Here is a 15,760-nt window from a genome sequence, read left to right on the forward strand (position 1 = left end):
AGCCCACCTTGCTCAGTTGCGCGGCGGGTCCGGGACAAAGCCATCGTCCCCGGGAAAGGGATTGGGCGCGCGCGGCTGCGACGGCCGTGGGCGAGGCTCGCGGATCACACCTCTGGCGACCAGATTGGCATAGCTGTCGTAGCGGATACGCACCATCTGCCGCGGCTGGTCGGTATCGGCCTCGAACTCCACCTGGGTGACTTGCGAGCGCTCCACCGCGCCATGGCCCGTGCCCAGCGAAGGGGCCGGCGAAGCCGATGGAGCCCGGCGTTCGGCACTGCGGCTCTTGCTGGCGGCCTGCGGCACGGCGACATCCGCCGTCGCAGATTCAGCCGCGGAGGCACTGGCTGGCGCTTGCGGCTCATAGAGCGGCCCCTGGTAGGCGGCAGGCTCGGGCAGTTTTTCACGGTACAGCGCAACCCCGATCACGCCCACATCCTGCGGCCGGCCGGTCCTGGCGGCATAGGACATATCGCTTTCGGAGAAATAGAACGCGGCCACGTTGTCATTGCTCTTGCGCCAGCCCCGCACGTCATAGCTGTCGCCCGCATCCAGCACGTAGCCGCCTTCGGCGCGGGAGCTCGCCGCCCGGCCGTTGATGGCATTGACCCCGTCGACGCTGATGACGCCCATGATGCGACGGCTCTCGAGGTTGCGGATGCGCACCGCATAATTGGCACCGGGACGGCCCACCACCCACAGCTCGCCCTCGTGGCTGTACTGGGGCAGTACCCGCCCCGTGGCACGTTCGACGATGCTGATCTGGGCCAGCTTTGGGTTGCCGCGCGTCCAGGCCGAAGCCGGCGCGGCGACCACCATTGCGGCAGCGCAGAGCAGCGAAGCGCGCAGCAGACGGCCGCGCGACAGCAAGAAACCAGGAACCGGGGGTTCGGTACGGACAGACAGCATGGACAAGGCCTCCTCAAGACACAGCCACAGCGGCTGAAACAAACTTGTCGGAGGCTCAAACGCAGCAGCAGACGCAACGGGGTCAGGACAGGCGCTCTGATTTGCAAGCATTTGCAACACCATTTGCAACACCGCTTGGCATCGCAGTCGTGCTCCGGCCCGGCATGTCTGGCACAATCGCGCTCGCTGCAGCCCAAGGCAGGCAGCAATGCTGGGGGTGTCCTGACTATGACCGGTCAGGGCTGAGAGAGTCCCTTTGAACCTGATTGCGCAAGCGGTGTCTTGACCACCGCTTGCCCGAGATCATCCTCGCGCAGGGAAGCTGTCCAAGGTGTCAGACCGCGACTCGCCATGTCTTTCATGGCCCGCCGCGCAAACCATGCGGCCCCTGCTTCGTTTTTCTGGCGGAGCATTCATGAAGTCATCTTCTTCCACATCGGCCAATCGGGCCCTGGTCCCGGTGACGGCGCAGGAGCGCGTCTTTGCCTGGCGCGACCATGCCTCGCTGTGGTTCAGTCTGGGCGTAGGCCTGCTGGTCATGCAGATGGGAGCCTTTCTGCTGCCAGCGCTCAGCCCGCTGCATGCGCTGATCGCGATCGGCATCGGTTCCCTGATCGGCGCCGGCCTGCTGGGCTGGGTGGGCAAGCTGGGCTGCGACAGCGGCCTGTCCAGCGCCGGGCTTATGCACAGCGTCTACGGCCGCCGCTTCGCACGACTGCCTATCGTGCTCAACATCATCCAGTTGCTGGGCTGGGGCAGCTTCGAGCTGGTGGTGATGCGCGACGCCACCGTGGCGCTGGGCAGGCAAAGCGGCATCATGGGCGCGCCCTACTGGCCCTGGCTCGCCACGCTGCTCTGGGGTGGCGTGATCCTGCTGCTGATGAGCGGCTCCATGACCACCCTGGTGCGCCGCATCATCTCGCGCGTGGCCTTGCCTCTGGTGATTGCCTCGCTGCTGTGGCTGAGCTGGCAATTCCTGAAAATGGCCGGAGCCACCGGCCTCGGGCCCCTGCTGGCCCGCGAGGGTGCGGGCGGCATGAGCATGCTCAGCGCCGTCGATCTGGTGATCGCCATGCCCATCAGCTGGCTGCCGCTGGTGGCCGACTATGCGCGCCACGGCAAAAGCGGCAAATCCGCGCTGACCGGAGCCTGGACCGGCTTTGCCGTGGCCAATATCTGGTGCTACTCCCTGGGCGTGCTGGTGGCCCTGACGCTGCCCAGCGAAGACCTGGTCACGGCCCTGCTGCTGGCCCAGGGCGGGCTGATTGCCCTGTCACTGATTCTGATCGACGAAGTGGACAACGCCTATGGCGATGCCTACTCTGGCGCCATGTCGGCCCACAGCCTGCAACCGGGCTGGAGTGTTCGCCGCTGGGGCCTGCTGATCGCGTCCCTGTGCACCGCGTTGGCCATGGTGCTGCCCATGCACAGCCTGGAGCCGTTTCTGCTGTTGCTCAGCTCCTGCTTTGTGCCGCTGTTCGGCGTGATGCTGGGCCGCCTGGCCTTTGGCACCGATGCCGTGGAGCTGATGCAGAAAGCGCCCGCCGTGCGTTGGGATGCCGTGGCCATCTGGGTGCTGGGCATTGCCTTCTATCACCTGCTGCCCTATGCCAGCACGGCCCTGGGCTCGGCCCTGCCCACGCTGGCGCTGACCTTTGTGGTGGCTCTCGCCACACGCCAGCTGCAGCCGCGCTCCGTTGCCGCCTGAGCAAAAAACAAATTCAATAGCAGCCAATTCCCTTCAACTGGGCAACTCAGCCATTTTCTCTGTTTTTCATCTGGCGCCCGCCGCCCGCAGCAGCTGCACGACGGCCTGCTGCCCGCGCTGGCGTGCATGGGCCAGGGCCGTCACCCCATCCTTGTCGGGCAGGTTCAGATCCGCTTTCGCTTCGATCAAGGCCTGGATGATGGCCTGATGGCGCGGCCCGCCATCGCTGAGCACCACAGCTTCCATCAGACAGGTCCAGCCCAGCCGGTTGACATGGTTCACATCCACACCTGCCGTGATCAGCGCATGGGCTGTTTCCAGATGGCCGCGCTCGCAGGCCGGAATCAGGGCCGTGCCGCCATAGCGGTTGGTGCTCTTGAGATCGGCGCCATAGGAAATCGTCATGCGCACAATCTCCAGCCGGCCCTGCGCGCCGGCCAACAGATAGGCGCTGTCCTGCATCTGGTTCTGGATATTGGGACTGGCACCATGCATCAGCAGCGAGCGTGCCACCTCGATATGGTTGGCTGCCGTGGCCAGCAGCAACGGGGTATTGCCTCGGGCGTCCTGCACGTCGACGGGCGCGTTGCCAGCCAGCAGATTGCGCACCGCCACGGCATCGCCCTGCGCGGCAGCGGCCAGCAATTGCTGGCCTAGCATCTGCGGGTCCCCGGCTTTTGCCGCCGTAGCAGCGGCAGGTGTTGCAGCGGCAGCATTCGCCGACGTGCCGCTCTGGCAGGCCGTGAGCAGCGTCACTGCGGCCGAAGCCGTCAATGCAATCGTCAATCGGGTAGTCAACGAGGCGCTCCCACGGGCGCGGACTGGCTGGTTCATGGCATTCCTTGATGGCTGGCTGGGTGTTCAGCCCCTGTCAGCTTTCTACAGGAACTATAGCTAACCACGCAAGTCCGATGAGGGTTACAGCATGTTTTCAATCGATAAAAGGAGAATCTGCCCCGTGTCTTGCAACCGCTGGATCCGCACCGCCGCCACTTCAAGTCTGATCGCGCTGGGTGCGCTCACCGCCGGCCTGCTGCCGGCCCTCGCACAAGCCCAGGAATTCGTCAGCATCAAGGGCAAGACCGTGAATGTGCGCGAGCAGCCCAACACCCGCTCCGCCACCCTCTGGGAACTGAGCAAGGGCTACCCACTGCAAGTCACCCAGCGCAAAGGCCAGTGGCTGCGTGTGAAGGACTATGAGTCCACACTGGGCTGGGTCCACGCCCCGCTGACCAGCAAGAGCCCGCATATGGTGGTGACGGCACGCACGGCCAATCTGCGCTCCGGCCCCGGCCAGAAGCACAACCGGGTCGGCAAGCTGGAGCAATATGAGGTATTGCAGACGCTGAAAAAGCAAGGTAGCTGGGCCCAGGTCCAGCGCAGCAACGGCCAGAGCGGCTGGGTAGCCAAGAATCTGGTCTGGGGCTGGTAAGTGCGGCAACAGGCGCCCCAAAAGGCAAAGGCCTGCAACTGCAGGCCTTTTTTGCGAGTGTCGGCAATCAGCCTTCGACGATCAGCTGCGCGCGCGGCGCATAGCCGTGGTTGAGGGGGCCGTGGCCCTGGCCGGTGTAGACCTCGGCTCCCGCCTCGATGGCGCCCAGGATATAGCGCCGCGCCTCGGTCACTGCGGCCTCCAGTGCCAGCCCCTGGGCCAGGAAGGAGGCAATCGCCGACGAAAGCGTGCAGCCCGTGCCATGGCCGTTATGGGTGACGATGCGCTGCGACTGCAGACGCAGATAGTCGCTGGCTTGCTGGCCTTGCCGACCCAGCACATCCATGACCAGATCGCCGCTCAGATGCCCGCCCTTGAGCAGCACCGCAGGCGCCCCCATGGCCAGCAGATCGGCCACGGCCGCATCCAGCGCGGCAATGCCGTCGATGCTGCGACCCAGCAGCAAAGCTGCTTCATCCAGATTGGGGGTAATCACCGTCGCCAGCGGGAACAGCTCCCGCACCAGCGCCTGGGCCGTCTCGGGAACGATCAGGCGATCGCCGCTGGTGGCCACCATCACGGGGTCCAGCACCACATTCCTGATCTGGTGGCGACGGATCGCATCCGCCACCACGCTCACCACATCGGGGGTTGCCAGCATGCCGATCTTGACCGCATCGACGCCTATGTCTTGCACAACGGCATCGATCTGGCCGCGCACGGTATCCAGCGGAATGCCGTGAATGCCCGTCACGCCCAGCGTGTTCTGCACGGTGATGGCCGTGATCGCCGTCATGCCATAGCAGCCCAGGGCCGCACAGGTCTTGAGATCGGCCTGGATGCCGGCGCCACCGCCGCTGTCCGAGCCGGCGATGGAGAGCACGCGTGCATAGCGCTTTTTTGCGGCGCCAGAGATAGAGGAAGGAGCAATCACTGTCATGGCAAAAATTATCGCCCATGCGCATGGTCAATGCGTGCTGTTTGCGGTTGTGCTGTAATGTCCAACGGACGAAACAGGGGTGTCCCGCAGGCAAGCAGCCTGTGCGGACTGAGAAACACCCTGGGGCTGCGCCAGCTGCCGGCTGCGCACCAGAGCACCATCCGTGCCCTGTGCCCCCTGCACCCGATCCAGGTCATGCTGGCGTGGGGAGTTTCACAAGCCGCAAGGCATGCCGCGTTTTGTCCTGCACATGGCCCTGTTCCTGTGTCCGGATGGAAAACGATTTGCACATGTCATTGCTACAAGCTTCTTCAAAGATCGCAATTCTCGGCGGCGGCCTCATGGGCCGTCTGCTGTCGCTGGCCCTGGCCCAGCGCGGTCACGCCATCGACCTCTATGACGCCCATGGCCCGCAAGGCGATGGCGCAGCCGCGCGCGTGGCGGCCGCCATGCTGGCGCCGCTGGCCGAGTCGGCCATTACCGAGCCCGGCGTGGTGCGCATGGGCCAGCATGGGCTCAAGCGCTGGCCCGAACTCATAGCCCAACTTGAGCAGCATGTGTTTCTGCAGCAGAACGGCACGCTGATTCTCTGGCACCGCCAGGATCAGGGCGACGCGGCACGCTTTTTCGGCCTGCTGGAAAAAAACCGGCGCATCAACCCCAGCCTGCCAGCCATGCAGGAGAAGACCGGCGCGGCGCTGCAGGACTGCGAGCCCGCACTGCAGGGACGCTTCAACCAGGCCGTCTACCTGCCCGGCGAAGGCCAGCTGGACAACCGCCAGCTGCTGACGGCGCTGGTCGACAAGCTCACCGCACTGGGCGTACAGCAGCACTGGGAGAGCCCGCGCGAAGTTGGCGACTTCCGCCCCGGCGAGGCTGGCCAGCCCGACTTCGTGTTCGACTGCCGGGGCCTGGGTGCCCGCACCCAATGGAAGCAGCTGCGCGGCATTCGCGGCGAAGTGGTGCGCATCCATGCGCCCGAAGTCACGCTGCAGCGCCCTACACGCCTGATCCATCCACGCTACCCCATCTATATCGCGCCCAAGGAAGACCATCTGTTCGTGATCGGCGCGACCGAGATCGAGTCCGACGATATGTCGCCGGCCAGCGTGCGCTCCACGCTGGAGCTGCTGAGCGCGGCCTATACCGTGCACTCCGGCTTTGCCGAAGGGCGGATTGTGGAAATCGCCACCCAGTGCCGCCCCACCCTGCCCGATAATCTGCCCGCCGTGCGTCTGCTGACTCCACGCGTCATGGAAGTCAACGGCCTCTACCGTCACGGCTTCATGATCTCGCCCGCCATGCTGGACGTGGTGCTGGAGCTGCTGGACCACGACGACTCGCCGCTGGCGCGCGAGTTCGATGTCGCCGTGCATCGTGGCTGAACTGCGAGCCCGAACTTTGACGCACAGCACTTGCACCCCTGGCGCACGCAAGCGCCGCCGTGCAGAGGTTTAACTTAGCACCCGCTTTATTTTCCGTTTCATGCCATGAAGATCACTCTCAACCAGCAAGCCGCCGAGCTGCCAGCCCATGCCACCGTGGCCGATGCGCTGGCGCAGATGCAGGCCAAGCCCCCGTTTGCCGTGGCGGTCAACACGGTGTTTGTGCCCAAGACCCAATATGCCGCCCATGCACTCAACGAGGGCGACAGGATGGAAGTCATCTCTCCCGTCACCGGCGGATGAGATGAATCCCCCTGAGTCGCTACGCGCCTTCCCCCAAGGGGGGCGACACCTGCGCTGCGAGGCGGCTCTTGCTGGGTGTCTCTCACTTGGGTCGTGCCTGTGCAATGGCTTGCTGATCAAAGATAAAGACCAATCATGAATACAAAAACTAACGACGACGCCCTGGTTCTCTACGGCCAGCGTTTTGAAAGCCGCTTGCTGCTGGGCACCTCGCGCTATCCCTCGCCCGCGATTCTCGAAGCGGCCGTGGAGCGCTCCAGGCCCGCCATGGTCACGGCCTCGCTGCGCCGCCAGGGCAGCAATGCCGCCGAGACCGGTGCCAGCTTCTGGGAGCTGCTGCGCAAGCTCAACGTGCCCGTGCTGCCCAACACGGCAGGCTGCATGACCATCCAGGAGGCGGTGACCACGGCCCAGATGGCGCGTGAAGTCTTCGACACACCCTGGATCAAGCTGGAGCTGATCGGTGACGACTACACGCTGCAGCCCGACACGCTCAATCTGGTGGAAGCGGCTTCCATCCTCATCAAGGACGGCTTCCAGGTCCTGCCCTACACCACCTACGACCTGGTGCTGTGCCAAAAGCTTGTCGACGTCGGCTGCCAGGCCGTCATGCCCTGGGCCGCGCCCATCGGCACCGGCCGCGGCCCCATCAACCCCTATGCCATGCAGATGCTGCGCGAGCGCCTGAAGGTGCCGCTGATCGTCGATGCCGGCCTGGGCCGTCCCTCCCACGCCTGCACCGTGATGGAGTGGGGCTATGACGCCGTGCTGCTGAACACCGCCGTGGCACTGTCCGAAGACCCCGTGGCCATGGCCGGCGCATTCACCGATGCCGTCAATGCCGGTCACGCCGCCTGGCGCGCTGGCGCCATGGCAGAGCAAAATGCCGCCCAGCCCAGCACTCCCGTGCTGGGCACCCCTTTCTGGCATCAGGAATAAAGGTCGGCCCATGGACTCCGCAGAAATCAAGGCTCTGGCGCAAGCCATCGTCCACCAGCACAGTGCCAACTTTGGCGCCCAGCTGCACCATGATGCCAACTCGGTCGAGCTGACGCCACAGCCCGTGCCGCCCGCACTGCGCCAGGAACCCGCCTATCTGGCCGCGCTGGAGGCCTGCAGCCAGCTGGGCTTTATCGCCGTGGATGCGCAGACTCTGGCCCAGGCCTGGCAGTGCCAGAGCGAGCGCAACAATCACTTCGATGCCACCCACTGGCCTGACGACCCACGCGACTTCGGTCTCGGCAAGGCCGACCCGGCCCAGGCTTTTGCCCATTGCCCGCGCGAGCTGGGCCTGTATGGCGTGCTGCCCACGGCCGAATGGGTGGGCCGCATGGCCCGTGCTGGCGTGCCCACGGTGCAGCTGCGCTTCAAATCCGGCGACCAGGCCGCCGTGGCCCGTGAGGTCAAGGCGGCTGTTGAAGCCGTCAAGGGCACGCACGCACGCCTTTTCATCAACGACCACTGGCAGGCCGCGCTGGACGCAGGCGCCTACGGCATCCATGTGGGTCAGGAAGATCTGGACGTCATCGGCCAGCGCGATCTGGAGACCATCCGCACCTCGGGCACACGCTTGGGCGTCTCTACCCATGGCTACGCCGAGATGGTGCGCGCCCATGCTGTCCAGCCCAGCTATATCGCCCTGGGAGCGGTGTTCCCGACCACGCTCAAGAAGATGGCGACGGCCCCGCAAGGCCTGGCTCGTCTGGCGGCCTACGTGCGACTGATGCAGCAGTACCCGCTGGTGGCGATTGGCGGTATTTCCGAAGACCTGTTCCCCGCCGTGCGCGCCACGGGCGTGGGCTCGGTGGCCGTGGTACGTGCCCTGGTCAACGCCCCCGACCCAGAAGCAGCAGCCCAGCATCTGCTGCAGCGCATGCAGGCTGCGGCCTGAGCGCATCGAAGCGCATCGGCTTCCCATTCAATAGCCGCCGGCGCTTGATACACAGGCGCCGGCGGCTATTTTCATTGAGAGACTCAAAACTCCCGCCGCGCCAGACCTGACTGGCACAGAAAACACCGGAAACGACCAGAAAAAATGCCCGCAGCCAGCGGGCTTTTTTTCTGGAGCCCCGCTGCACAGGCCGCATGGCTGCTGGGTTTTCTTGATTGGCGCAAGCCCTCTTCGCCGTAAAAGCGGACACACAGGTGACAACCCTGAGTCCATCAGCTTCGGCATGGCCGGTCCCACACGCGACAATGGGGCGGTTACCAGTCACGCATAAGACAGAACATGGACGAGCCAATTCTTAGTATGGAAGAACGTGAGGCGATCAACTCTGGTCGCTGGTTTTCATCCCTTTCGCCCTCTTTGCGGCACGACATTCTTCGATGCGCTTACGTCAAACGATACAAAGATGGCATGCTCATCTGCGCTCGCGGCGAACCGCCCGAGGAGTGGATTGCCTGTGCGCGTGGCGCGGTGCGGGTCAGCTCCACCTCCATCACGGGCAAGCAGATCACGCTGACCTATGTGGAGCCGGGCATCTGGTTCGGGGATGTGGCGATTCTGGATGGCGACAAGCGCACACACGACGCCTATGCACATGGCGAGACCACGCTGCTGTGCCTGACCAAGGCAGACTTCAGGCGCATTCTGGCCGAACATGTGGAGTTTTCCGAGGCGATCCTGCGCCTCAATGCGCGCCGTGTGCGCCAGCTCTACGGTCTGGTGGAAGATCTCAATACCTTGCCGCTGCGCGCGCGCCTGGCCAAGCAACTGCTGCACCTGACGCGCAGCTATGGCGTGATGAGCCTGTCGGACAGCAACGAGATCCGCATCGGCCTGCATCTGGCGCAGGAAGAGCTGGCGCAGTTGCTGGGTGCCTCGCGTCAGCGGGTCAACCAGGAGCTCAAGTCCATGGAGCGCGAGGAAGTCATTCGCATCGAGCCGGGTGGCCTCATCGTGCGCGACCGGGTGACGCTGCTGCGTATTGCCGACACCGACCACTGATTCACCCCCTGAGCGGCTTTGCCGGGGGCGCCCCCGCCGCTTCCCCCTCTCTCGCTTCGCTGCGCTTGCGGGAGGGGGACGATGCCATCGCCGCGAGGCGGCTCTTGCTCGGCATCTCTGGCTGGGATCGCGCCAGTTTTCACCTTCGTTTCTCGCTTCATTGCCGCGTTCTGCGGCAACTCTCCCCTTTCACGCATTCGCTCGCTGCGCCTTCGGCGCAGGGTGGCGGGCTGCGCCTTGCGCATCACAAATCGAACACAGGACTGAGACAGCATGAGCACTTATGACCATTTCGTCGGCACCCGCGCGGTTTCCGATCAGCATGCTTTTGACACCGATGCCATGGGTGCCTGGATGAGCGGGCATGTCCAGGGCTTTGAAGGTCCGCTGCAGGTGGAGATGTTCAAGGGCGGCCAGTCCAACCCCACCTACAAGCTGATCACGCCCGGCAAAAGCTATGTGATGCGTGCCAAGCCCGGGCCCGTGGCCAAGCTGCTGCCCTCTGCGCATGCGATCGAGCGCGAGTACCGCGTGATGAAAGGCCTGGCCGGCACCGATGTGCCCGTGCCGCATATGTATGCGCTGTGCGAAGACGAGTCCGTCATCGGCCGCGCCTTCTACATCATGGAATTCATGGAAGGCCGTGTGCTCTGGGACCAGTCCCTGCCCGGCATGACGCCCGCCGAACGCGCAGCAATCTACGACGAGATGAACCGCGTGATCGCGGCCCTGCACAGCGTGAAGTTTGCCGAGCGCGGTCTGGCCGACTACGGCAAGAGCGGCAATTACTTCGAGCGCCAGATCGGTCGCTGGAGCAAGCAGTATGTGGCCTCCGTGACCCAGCCCATCCCCGAGATGGACAAGCTGATGGAGTGGCTGCCCGCCCATATGCCGGCCAGTGCGCGCGACGAGGGCCGCGTCTCCATCGTGCATGGCGACTACCGCCTGGACAACCTGATGTTCCACCCCACAGAGCCGCGCGTGATCGCCGTGCTGGACTGGGAGCTGTCCACGCTGGGTCACCCGCTGGCCGATTTCAGCTACCACTGCATGAGCTGGCATATCCCGGCCGAGCTGGGCCGCGGCATCGCGGGCCTGGACATCGCGGGCCTGGGCATCCCCGCCGAGCACGATTACATGCAGCGCTACTGCCAGCGCACCGGCATTGCCGATGTGGCCACGCTGCAGCGCGACTGGAACTTCTACCTGGCCTACAACATGTTCCGCATCGCGGCCATCCTGCAAGGCATTGCCAAACGTGTCGAGGCCGGCACGGCCTCCAGCGCCCAGGCCAAGGCCTCGGGCGACACCGCCCGCCCCATGGCCGAGCTGGCTTGGTCCTTCGCTCAGCGCGCCTGACTTTCATCCACCACCACGCAATCAGCCCGTCCCACAACAAAAGGAGCACTCATGGACTTCGACTACTCGCCCAAAACCAAGGACCTGCAGCAGCGCCTGCTCAAGTTCATGGAAGAACACATCTACCCGGCGGAAAAGGAATATGCCGAGGAGATGCAGGCCAACACGGCCGCCGGCAAACGCTGGACGCCGCTGCAAACCATCGAAAAGCTCAAGCCCAAGGCCCAGGCCGCAGGCCTGTGGAATCTGTTCCTGCCCGTGGACAGCGCCGAGGCCTCGGGCTACCACGGCGCGGGCCTGACCAACCAGGAATACGCACCGCTGGCCGAAATCATGGGCCGCGTGCCATGGGCTTCCGAAGTCTTCAACTGCTCCGCGCCTGACACCGGCAATATGGAGACCATTGCCCGCTACGGCAGTGCCGAACTCAAGGAGCGCTGGCTCAAGCCCTTGCTGGAAGGCAAGATCCGCTCGGCCTTCGCCATGACCGAGCCCGAAGTCGCCTCCTCCGACGCCACCAACATCTGCACGCGCATCGAGCGCCAGGGCGACGAATACGTGATCAACGGCCACAAGTGGTGGATCTCGGGTGCCGGCGATCCACGCTGCCAGGTCTTCATCACCATGGGCAAGACCGACCCCGAAGCGGCCAAGCATTCGCAGCAGAGCATGATCATCATCCCGGCCGATGCCAAGGGCATCCGCATCGCGCGTCCGCTGAACGTGATGGGCTATGACGATGCGCCCCACGGCCACATGGAGATGTATTTCGAGAACGTGCGCGTTCCCGTCGGCAATATCTTGCTGGGCGAAGGGCGCGGCTTCGAGATCGCCCAGGGCCGCCTGGGCCCGGGCCGCATTCACCACTGCATGCGACTGATCGGCCTGGCCGAGCGCGCGCTGGAGCTGATGTGCAAGCGCGCCAGCAGCCGCGTGGCCTTCGGCAAGAGCGTGGCCCAGCAGACCGTGACGCAGGAGCGCATTGCCGAAGCGCGCTGCAAGATCGACATGGCGCGCCTGCTCACGCTCAAGGCCGCCTGGCTGATGGATGTGGCCGGCAACAAGGTGGCCAGGACCGAGATCGCCATGATCAAGGTCGTCGCCCCCAGCATGGCCTGCCAGGTCATCGACTGGGCGATGCAGGTCCACGGTGGCGGCGGCATGTGCGACGACTTCCCGCTGGCCTATGCCTATGCCGCAGCCCGCACGCTGCGCTTTGCCGACGGCCCCGACGAGGTGCACCGCAACGCGATTGCCAAGTGGGAGCTGGGCAAATACGGCAGCTACGGCAAGAACGCCGAAGTGCCCATCACGCGCGGCGGCTGATGCGGGACAGCGGTAGCACATCGCGCCGCTGCTGCTCCCCGGAAACAAAAACACCCCGTCAGCCACGGCTGCGGGGTGTTCTTGTTTCGAAGGCAGACTTGCTATTCGCTATCAATAAAGAAGCTTATATCTCCCTGCATCAAACGATTTCAGATATAAAACATCTTGAAACTCAATGAATACGTGCGATAAATGCTTCTTAATCAATAGCAGCATGGCTAGCAGCACCGGGACCGGCACCGCATGCCCGTACCGTGCTTAGAAGCTCTCCCACTCTCCATCGTCTGCCGTTGCGGCTTTTTGCGGCTGGGGCGCTGCTGCGCTTTTCGCCGAGCTCAGGACCGGCGGCTTGCTCGCCGCCGACATCACGGGGCGCTTGAGCGCAGTCGACTGGGCCCTGACCGGAGCCGAGACCTTGATGGCGGCCCTGGCAGGCGCGGGCTTGAACGTGGCTGGCGCCATGGCCGGCGCGGCCTGCAGGCCGGACTGGGCGCCGAGCTTGAAGAAGCTCACCGTCTCGGCCAGCGCGGCGGCCTGGCCGCGCAGTGCGTCGGTCGCGGCTGCGGCCTCCTCCACCAGGGCGGCGTTCTGCTGGGTCATCTGATCCATCTGCGTCACGGCCTGGTTGACCTGCTCGATGCCCGAGGTCTGCTGGTGGCTGGCCACCGAGATCTCACCCATGATGTCGGTGACACGGCGCACGCTCATCACGATCTCGTCCATGGTCTTGCCGGCCTCGTCGACCTGGGTGCTGCCTTCCTGCACCTTGCTCACGGAGTCGTCGATCAGCTGCTTGATCTGCTTGGCCGCCTCGGCCGAGCGCTGGGCCAGGGTGCGCACTTCGGAGGCCACTACGGCAAAGCCGCGGCCCTGGTCGCCCGCACGGGCCGCTTCCACCGCTGCGTTCAGCGCCAGAATATTGGTCTGGAAGGCGATGGAGTCGATCACGCCGATGATGTCCACGATCTTGCGCGAGGACTCGTTGATGGCCGACATGGTCTGCACCACCTGGGCCACGGTGGCACCGCCGCGCACGGCCACCTGCGATGCGGCAGAGGCCATCTGGTTGGCCTGCTGGGCGTTGCCGGCATTTTGCTGCACGGTGGCGGTCAGCTCTTCCATCGAGGCCGCCGTCTGCTCCAGCGAGCTGGCCTGCTCTTCGGTGCGCGAGGACAGATCCTGGTTGCCGCTGGCAATCTGGCTGCTGGCCGAGGCGATCGAGTCCGTGCCCTGGCGCACCTGGCCCACGATGCGCTGCAGGCTTGTGTTCATGCCCTTGAGCGCCTGCAGCAGCTGGCCCACTTCATCGCGGCTTTGCACGGTGATGCTGGCGCTCAGATCGCCTGCGGCCACGGACTGCGCCAACTGCACTGCCGACTGCAGCGGAAGCGAGATGGAGCGCGCGATCAGCACTGCCAGCGCCACGCCGATGGCGATGGAGCCCAGCAGCAGCGCCATCACCCACCAGCGGGCAGCGGCATACAGGTCGTCGCCCGCCTGGTTGGTTTCCTCGGTGGCCTGGTAGTTGATCTCGCTGAGCGCATCCAGACGGGTGTTGATGCCGCGGCTGATCTTCAGCGACTCGCCGCGCAAAATCTCGCTGGCGTCATCGTTGAGCAACTGATGGGACAGATCCACCACCTTGGCCGTCTGCACGGCATAGGCCTTGAGATCCTCGCCGATCTCGGCCAGCAGTGCCCGCTCCTTGTCGGTCTTCACATACTTGGCATAGGACTGCTGGTTCTGGACCAGTTCGTCCCAGAGCTTGGGCATGCTCTTGTCATACACCGCCATTTCCTCGGACGACTGCGCCATCACATGCTGCATGGTCTGCGAGCGATAGCGCTGCAGCTGATAGCGCATGTCCTGCAGGTTGCGCGCCGCCGGCAGCCACTGGCGCGCCAGATCGGTGGCCGTGGCATTGACACGCTCCATCTGTACCAGGCCGTACAGACCCGATACCGCGCTGATCAGCAGGATCAGCACAAAAGACACCAGCAGCTTGTTGGCCAGCTTGAGGTTGCGAAAGAAGTTCATGGGGGATGGGGGGCCTGGGCGACCTGGAAGGTCTGGCACCTGCGAGATGGGAAGTAGGAAGAACGGTCAGAAAAGCGCGTGCACACTGCGCGCGCCTGCGAATTCTATGCAGTATTTGTTACCTCGAGTAACGGCATCCATGAATAAAACCGATGGGGGTATCAGGGACATAGCGGGGATCAAAAAGACACCCCGATGACGCACGCAAAAGCCCTGTCAAAGGCCATTGCATCCCCACAGCCGTTTGGCATGAGAAAATCACCCGTTATTTATCAGCAAGAACAACGGATTCACCATGGAAGCAGAACGCGTCAACTCTATCGGCAACACCCTCCAAGATCTGTCCGAGCGCACGGCAGATCTCCGGAGGTATCTTTGACTACGATGCCAAGTACGAACGTCTGCGCACGGTAAACGCCTCGCTGGAAGACCCGGCCGTCTGGAACGACCCCAAGAAGGCGCAGGAGCTGGGCAAGGAAAAGAAGTCGCTCGACTCCGTCGTGCTGACGCTGGAGAAGCTCACCACCGAGTTGGCCGACAACGTCGAGCTGTTCGAGATGAGCAAGGAAGAAGGCGATGATGCCGGCCTCGAGACCATCGAAGCCGAAACCGCCAAGCTCAAGCCGCTGATCGAGGAGCTCGAGTTCCGCCGCATGTTCGGCGGCGAAGCCGACCCGCTCAACTGCTTCATCGACATCCAGGCCGGCGCCGGCGGCACCGAGGCCTGCGACTGGGCCAGCATGCTGCTGCGCCAGTACCTGAAGTACGCCGAACGCAAGGGCTTCAAGGCCACGGTCGAAGAAGAGACTCCGGGCGACGTAGCCGGCATCAAGAGCGCCACCATCAAGGTCGAAGGCGAGTATGCCTATGGCCTGCTGCGCACCGAAACCGGCGTTCACCGCCTGGTGCGCAAGTCGCCCTTCGACAGCTCGGGCGGCCGTCACACCAGCTTTTCCTCGCTGTTCGTCTATCCCGAGATCGATGACTCCATCGAGATCAACATCAATCCGTCGGACGTGCGCACCGACACCTACCGCGCCTCGGGCGCCGGCGGTCAGCACATCAACAAGACTGACTCGGCCGTGCGCCTGACCCACATCCCCACGGGCATCGTGGTGCAGTGCCAGGACGGCCGCTCGCAGCACAGCAACCGTGACGTGGCATGGCAGCGCCTGCGCTCCAGGCTGTACGACTTCGAGATGCGCAAGCGCATGGAAGAGCAGCAAAAGCTCGAGGACACCAAGACCGATGTGGGCTGGGGTCACCAGATCCGCTCCTATGTGCTGGACAACAGCCGCATCAAGGACTTGCGCACCAACGTTGAAGTCTCGGCCACCCAGAAGGTGCTGGACGGCGACCTGGACGTGTTTATCGAAGCCTCGCTCAAGCAAGGCCTCTGATCCTAGAAAGG

14 protein-coding genes and 1 riboswitch are annotated in these 15,760 nt (G+C 64.3%); of the genes, 10 read left to right on the forward strand and 4 right to left on the reverse strand.

Annotation, left to right across the window (positions count from 1 at the left end; genetic code table 11):
• Window positions 1-12 precede the first annotated feature (12 nt).
• A complete protein-coding gene (locus O987_RS17475; RefSeq protein ID WP_043376612.1) occupies window positions 13-909 on the reverse strand; it encodes a hypothetical protein in 897 nt (298 codons plus the stop codon).
• Between the two features lie 415 nt (window positions 910-1,324).
• On the opposite strand from O987_RS17475, the gene O987_RS17480 reads away from it, so the two are divergent.
• Entirely contained in the window at window positions 1,325-2,617 is a 1,293-nt protein-coding gene (locus O987_RS17480) for a purine-cytosine permease family protein (protein ID WP_043373773.1), read from the forward strand.
• Between the two features lie 66 nt (window positions 2,618-2,683).
• On the opposite strand, the gene O987_RS17485 is transcribed toward O987_RS17480, so the two are convergent.
• On the reverse strand, window positions 2,684-3,451 hold the full coding sequence (locus O987_RS17485; RefSeq protein WP_043373776.1) for an ankyrin repeat domain-containing protein: 768 nt from the start codon (window positions 3,449-3,451) through the stop codon (window positions 2,684-2,686).
• A gap of 124 nt (window positions 3,452-3,575) precedes the next feature.
• On the opposite strand from O987_RS17485, the gene O987_RS17490 reads away from it, so the two are divergent.
• Window positions 3,576-4,049, forward strand: a complete 474-nt coding sequence (locus tag O987_RS17490) for an SH3 domain-containing protein (protein ID WP_043373781.1) — start codon at window positions 3,576-3,578, stop codon at window positions 4,047-4,049.
• 67 nt (window positions 4,050-4,116) lie between these two features.
• Here O987_RS17490 and thiD read toward each other — a convergent pair whose 3' ends face one another.
• The gene (thiD, locus tag O987_RS17495) at window positions 4,117-4,989 is read right to left on the reverse strand and encodes a bifunctional hydroxymethylpyrimidine kinase/phosphomethylpyrimidine kinase (protein ID WP_003053709.1); all 873 of its coding nucleotides are present in this window, start codon (window positions 4,987-4,989) and stop codon (window positions 4,117-4,119) included.
• Window positions 4,990-5,054: 65 nt separating this feature from the next.
• Window positions 5,055-5,216, forward strand: a riboswitch (TPP riboswitch).
• Between the two features lie 63 nt (window positions 5,217-5,279).
• Here thiD and O987_RS17500 point away from each other — a divergent pair.
• The 7 genes from O987_RS17500 (at window position 5,280) to O987_RS17530 (ending at window position 12,312) form a co-directional block, all read left to right on the forward strand.
• Window positions 5,280-6,374: an FAD-dependent oxidoreductase gene (locus tag O987_RS17500; protein WP_019042493.1), complete on the forward strand. Its 1,095-nt coding sequence runs from the start codon at window positions 5,280-5,282 to the stop codon at window positions 6,372-6,374.
• Between the two features lie 105 nt (window positions 6,375-6,479).
• Window positions 6,480-6,677, forward strand: a complete 198-nt coding sequence (gene thiS / locus O987_RS17505) for a sulfur carrier protein ThiS (RefSeq protein ID WP_003053705.1) — start codon at window positions 6,480-6,482, stop codon at window positions 6,675-6,677.
• Between the two features lie 135 nt (window positions 6,678-6,812).
• On the forward strand, window positions 6,813-7,616 hold the full coding sequence (locus tag O987_RS17510) for a thiazole synthase (RefSeq protein WP_003053704.1): 804 nt from the start codon (window positions 6,813-6,815) through the stop codon (window positions 7,614-7,616).
• A gap of 10 nt (window positions 7,617-7,626) precedes the next feature.
• The gene (gene thiE, locus O987_RS17515) at window positions 7,627-8,568 is read left to right on the forward strand and encodes a thiamine phosphate synthase (protein WP_043373784.1); all 942 of its coding nucleotides are present in this window, start codon (window positions 7,627-7,629) and stop codon (window positions 8,566-8,568) included.
• Between the two features lie 339 nt (window positions 8,569-8,907).
• On the forward strand, window positions 8,908-9,627 hold the full coding sequence (locus tag O987_RS17520) for a Crp/Fnr family transcriptional regulator (RefSeq protein ID WP_029158393.1): 720 nt from the start codon (window positions 8,908-8,910) through the stop codon (window positions 9,625-9,627).
• A gap of 273 nt (window positions 9,628-9,900) precedes the next feature.
• A complete protein-coding gene (locus O987_RS17525; RefSeq protein WP_019042490.1) occupies window positions 9,901-10,986 on the forward strand; it encodes a phosphotransferase in 1,086 nt (361 codons plus the stop codon).
• 51 nt (window positions 10,987-11,037) lie between these two features.
• A complete protein-coding gene (locus O987_RS17530) occupies window positions 11,038-12,312 on the forward strand; it encodes an acyl-CoA dehydrogenase family protein (protein ID WP_003053697.1) in 1,275 nt (424 codons plus the stop codon).
• Between the two features lie 258 nt (window positions 12,313-12,570).
• Here the strand turns inward: O987_RS17530 and O987_RS17535 are convergent, their stop codons facing one another.
• Window positions 12,571-14,349 carry a methyl-accepting chemotaxis protein gene (locus tag O987_RS17535; RefSeq protein WP_029158392.1) on the reverse strand — a complete coding sequence of 593 codons (1,779 nt, stop codon included), beginning with the start codon at window positions 14,347-14,349 and terminating at the stop codon, window positions 12,571-12,573.
• A 295-nt stretch (window positions 14,350-14,644) separates the two neighbouring features.
• Here O987_RS17535 and prfB point away from each other — a divergent pair.
• A protein-coding gene (gene prfB, locus O987_RS17540; RefSeq protein WP_141567813.1) for a peptide chain release factor 2 occupies window positions 14,645-15,749 on the forward strand; the annotation gives its coding sequence in 2 pieces (ribosomal slippage) (window positions 14,645-14,725 and window positions 14,727-15,749; 1,104 coding nt in all).
• The last annotated feature ends 11 nt before the right edge of the window (window positions 15,750-15,760 follow it).

Origin of the sequence: Comamonas testosteroni TK102 (assembly GCF_000739375.1) — a bacterium.
Classification (GTDB): Bacteria; Pseudomonadota; Gammaproteobacteria; order Burkholderiales; family Burkholderiaceae_C; genus Comamonas; species Comamonas brasiliensis.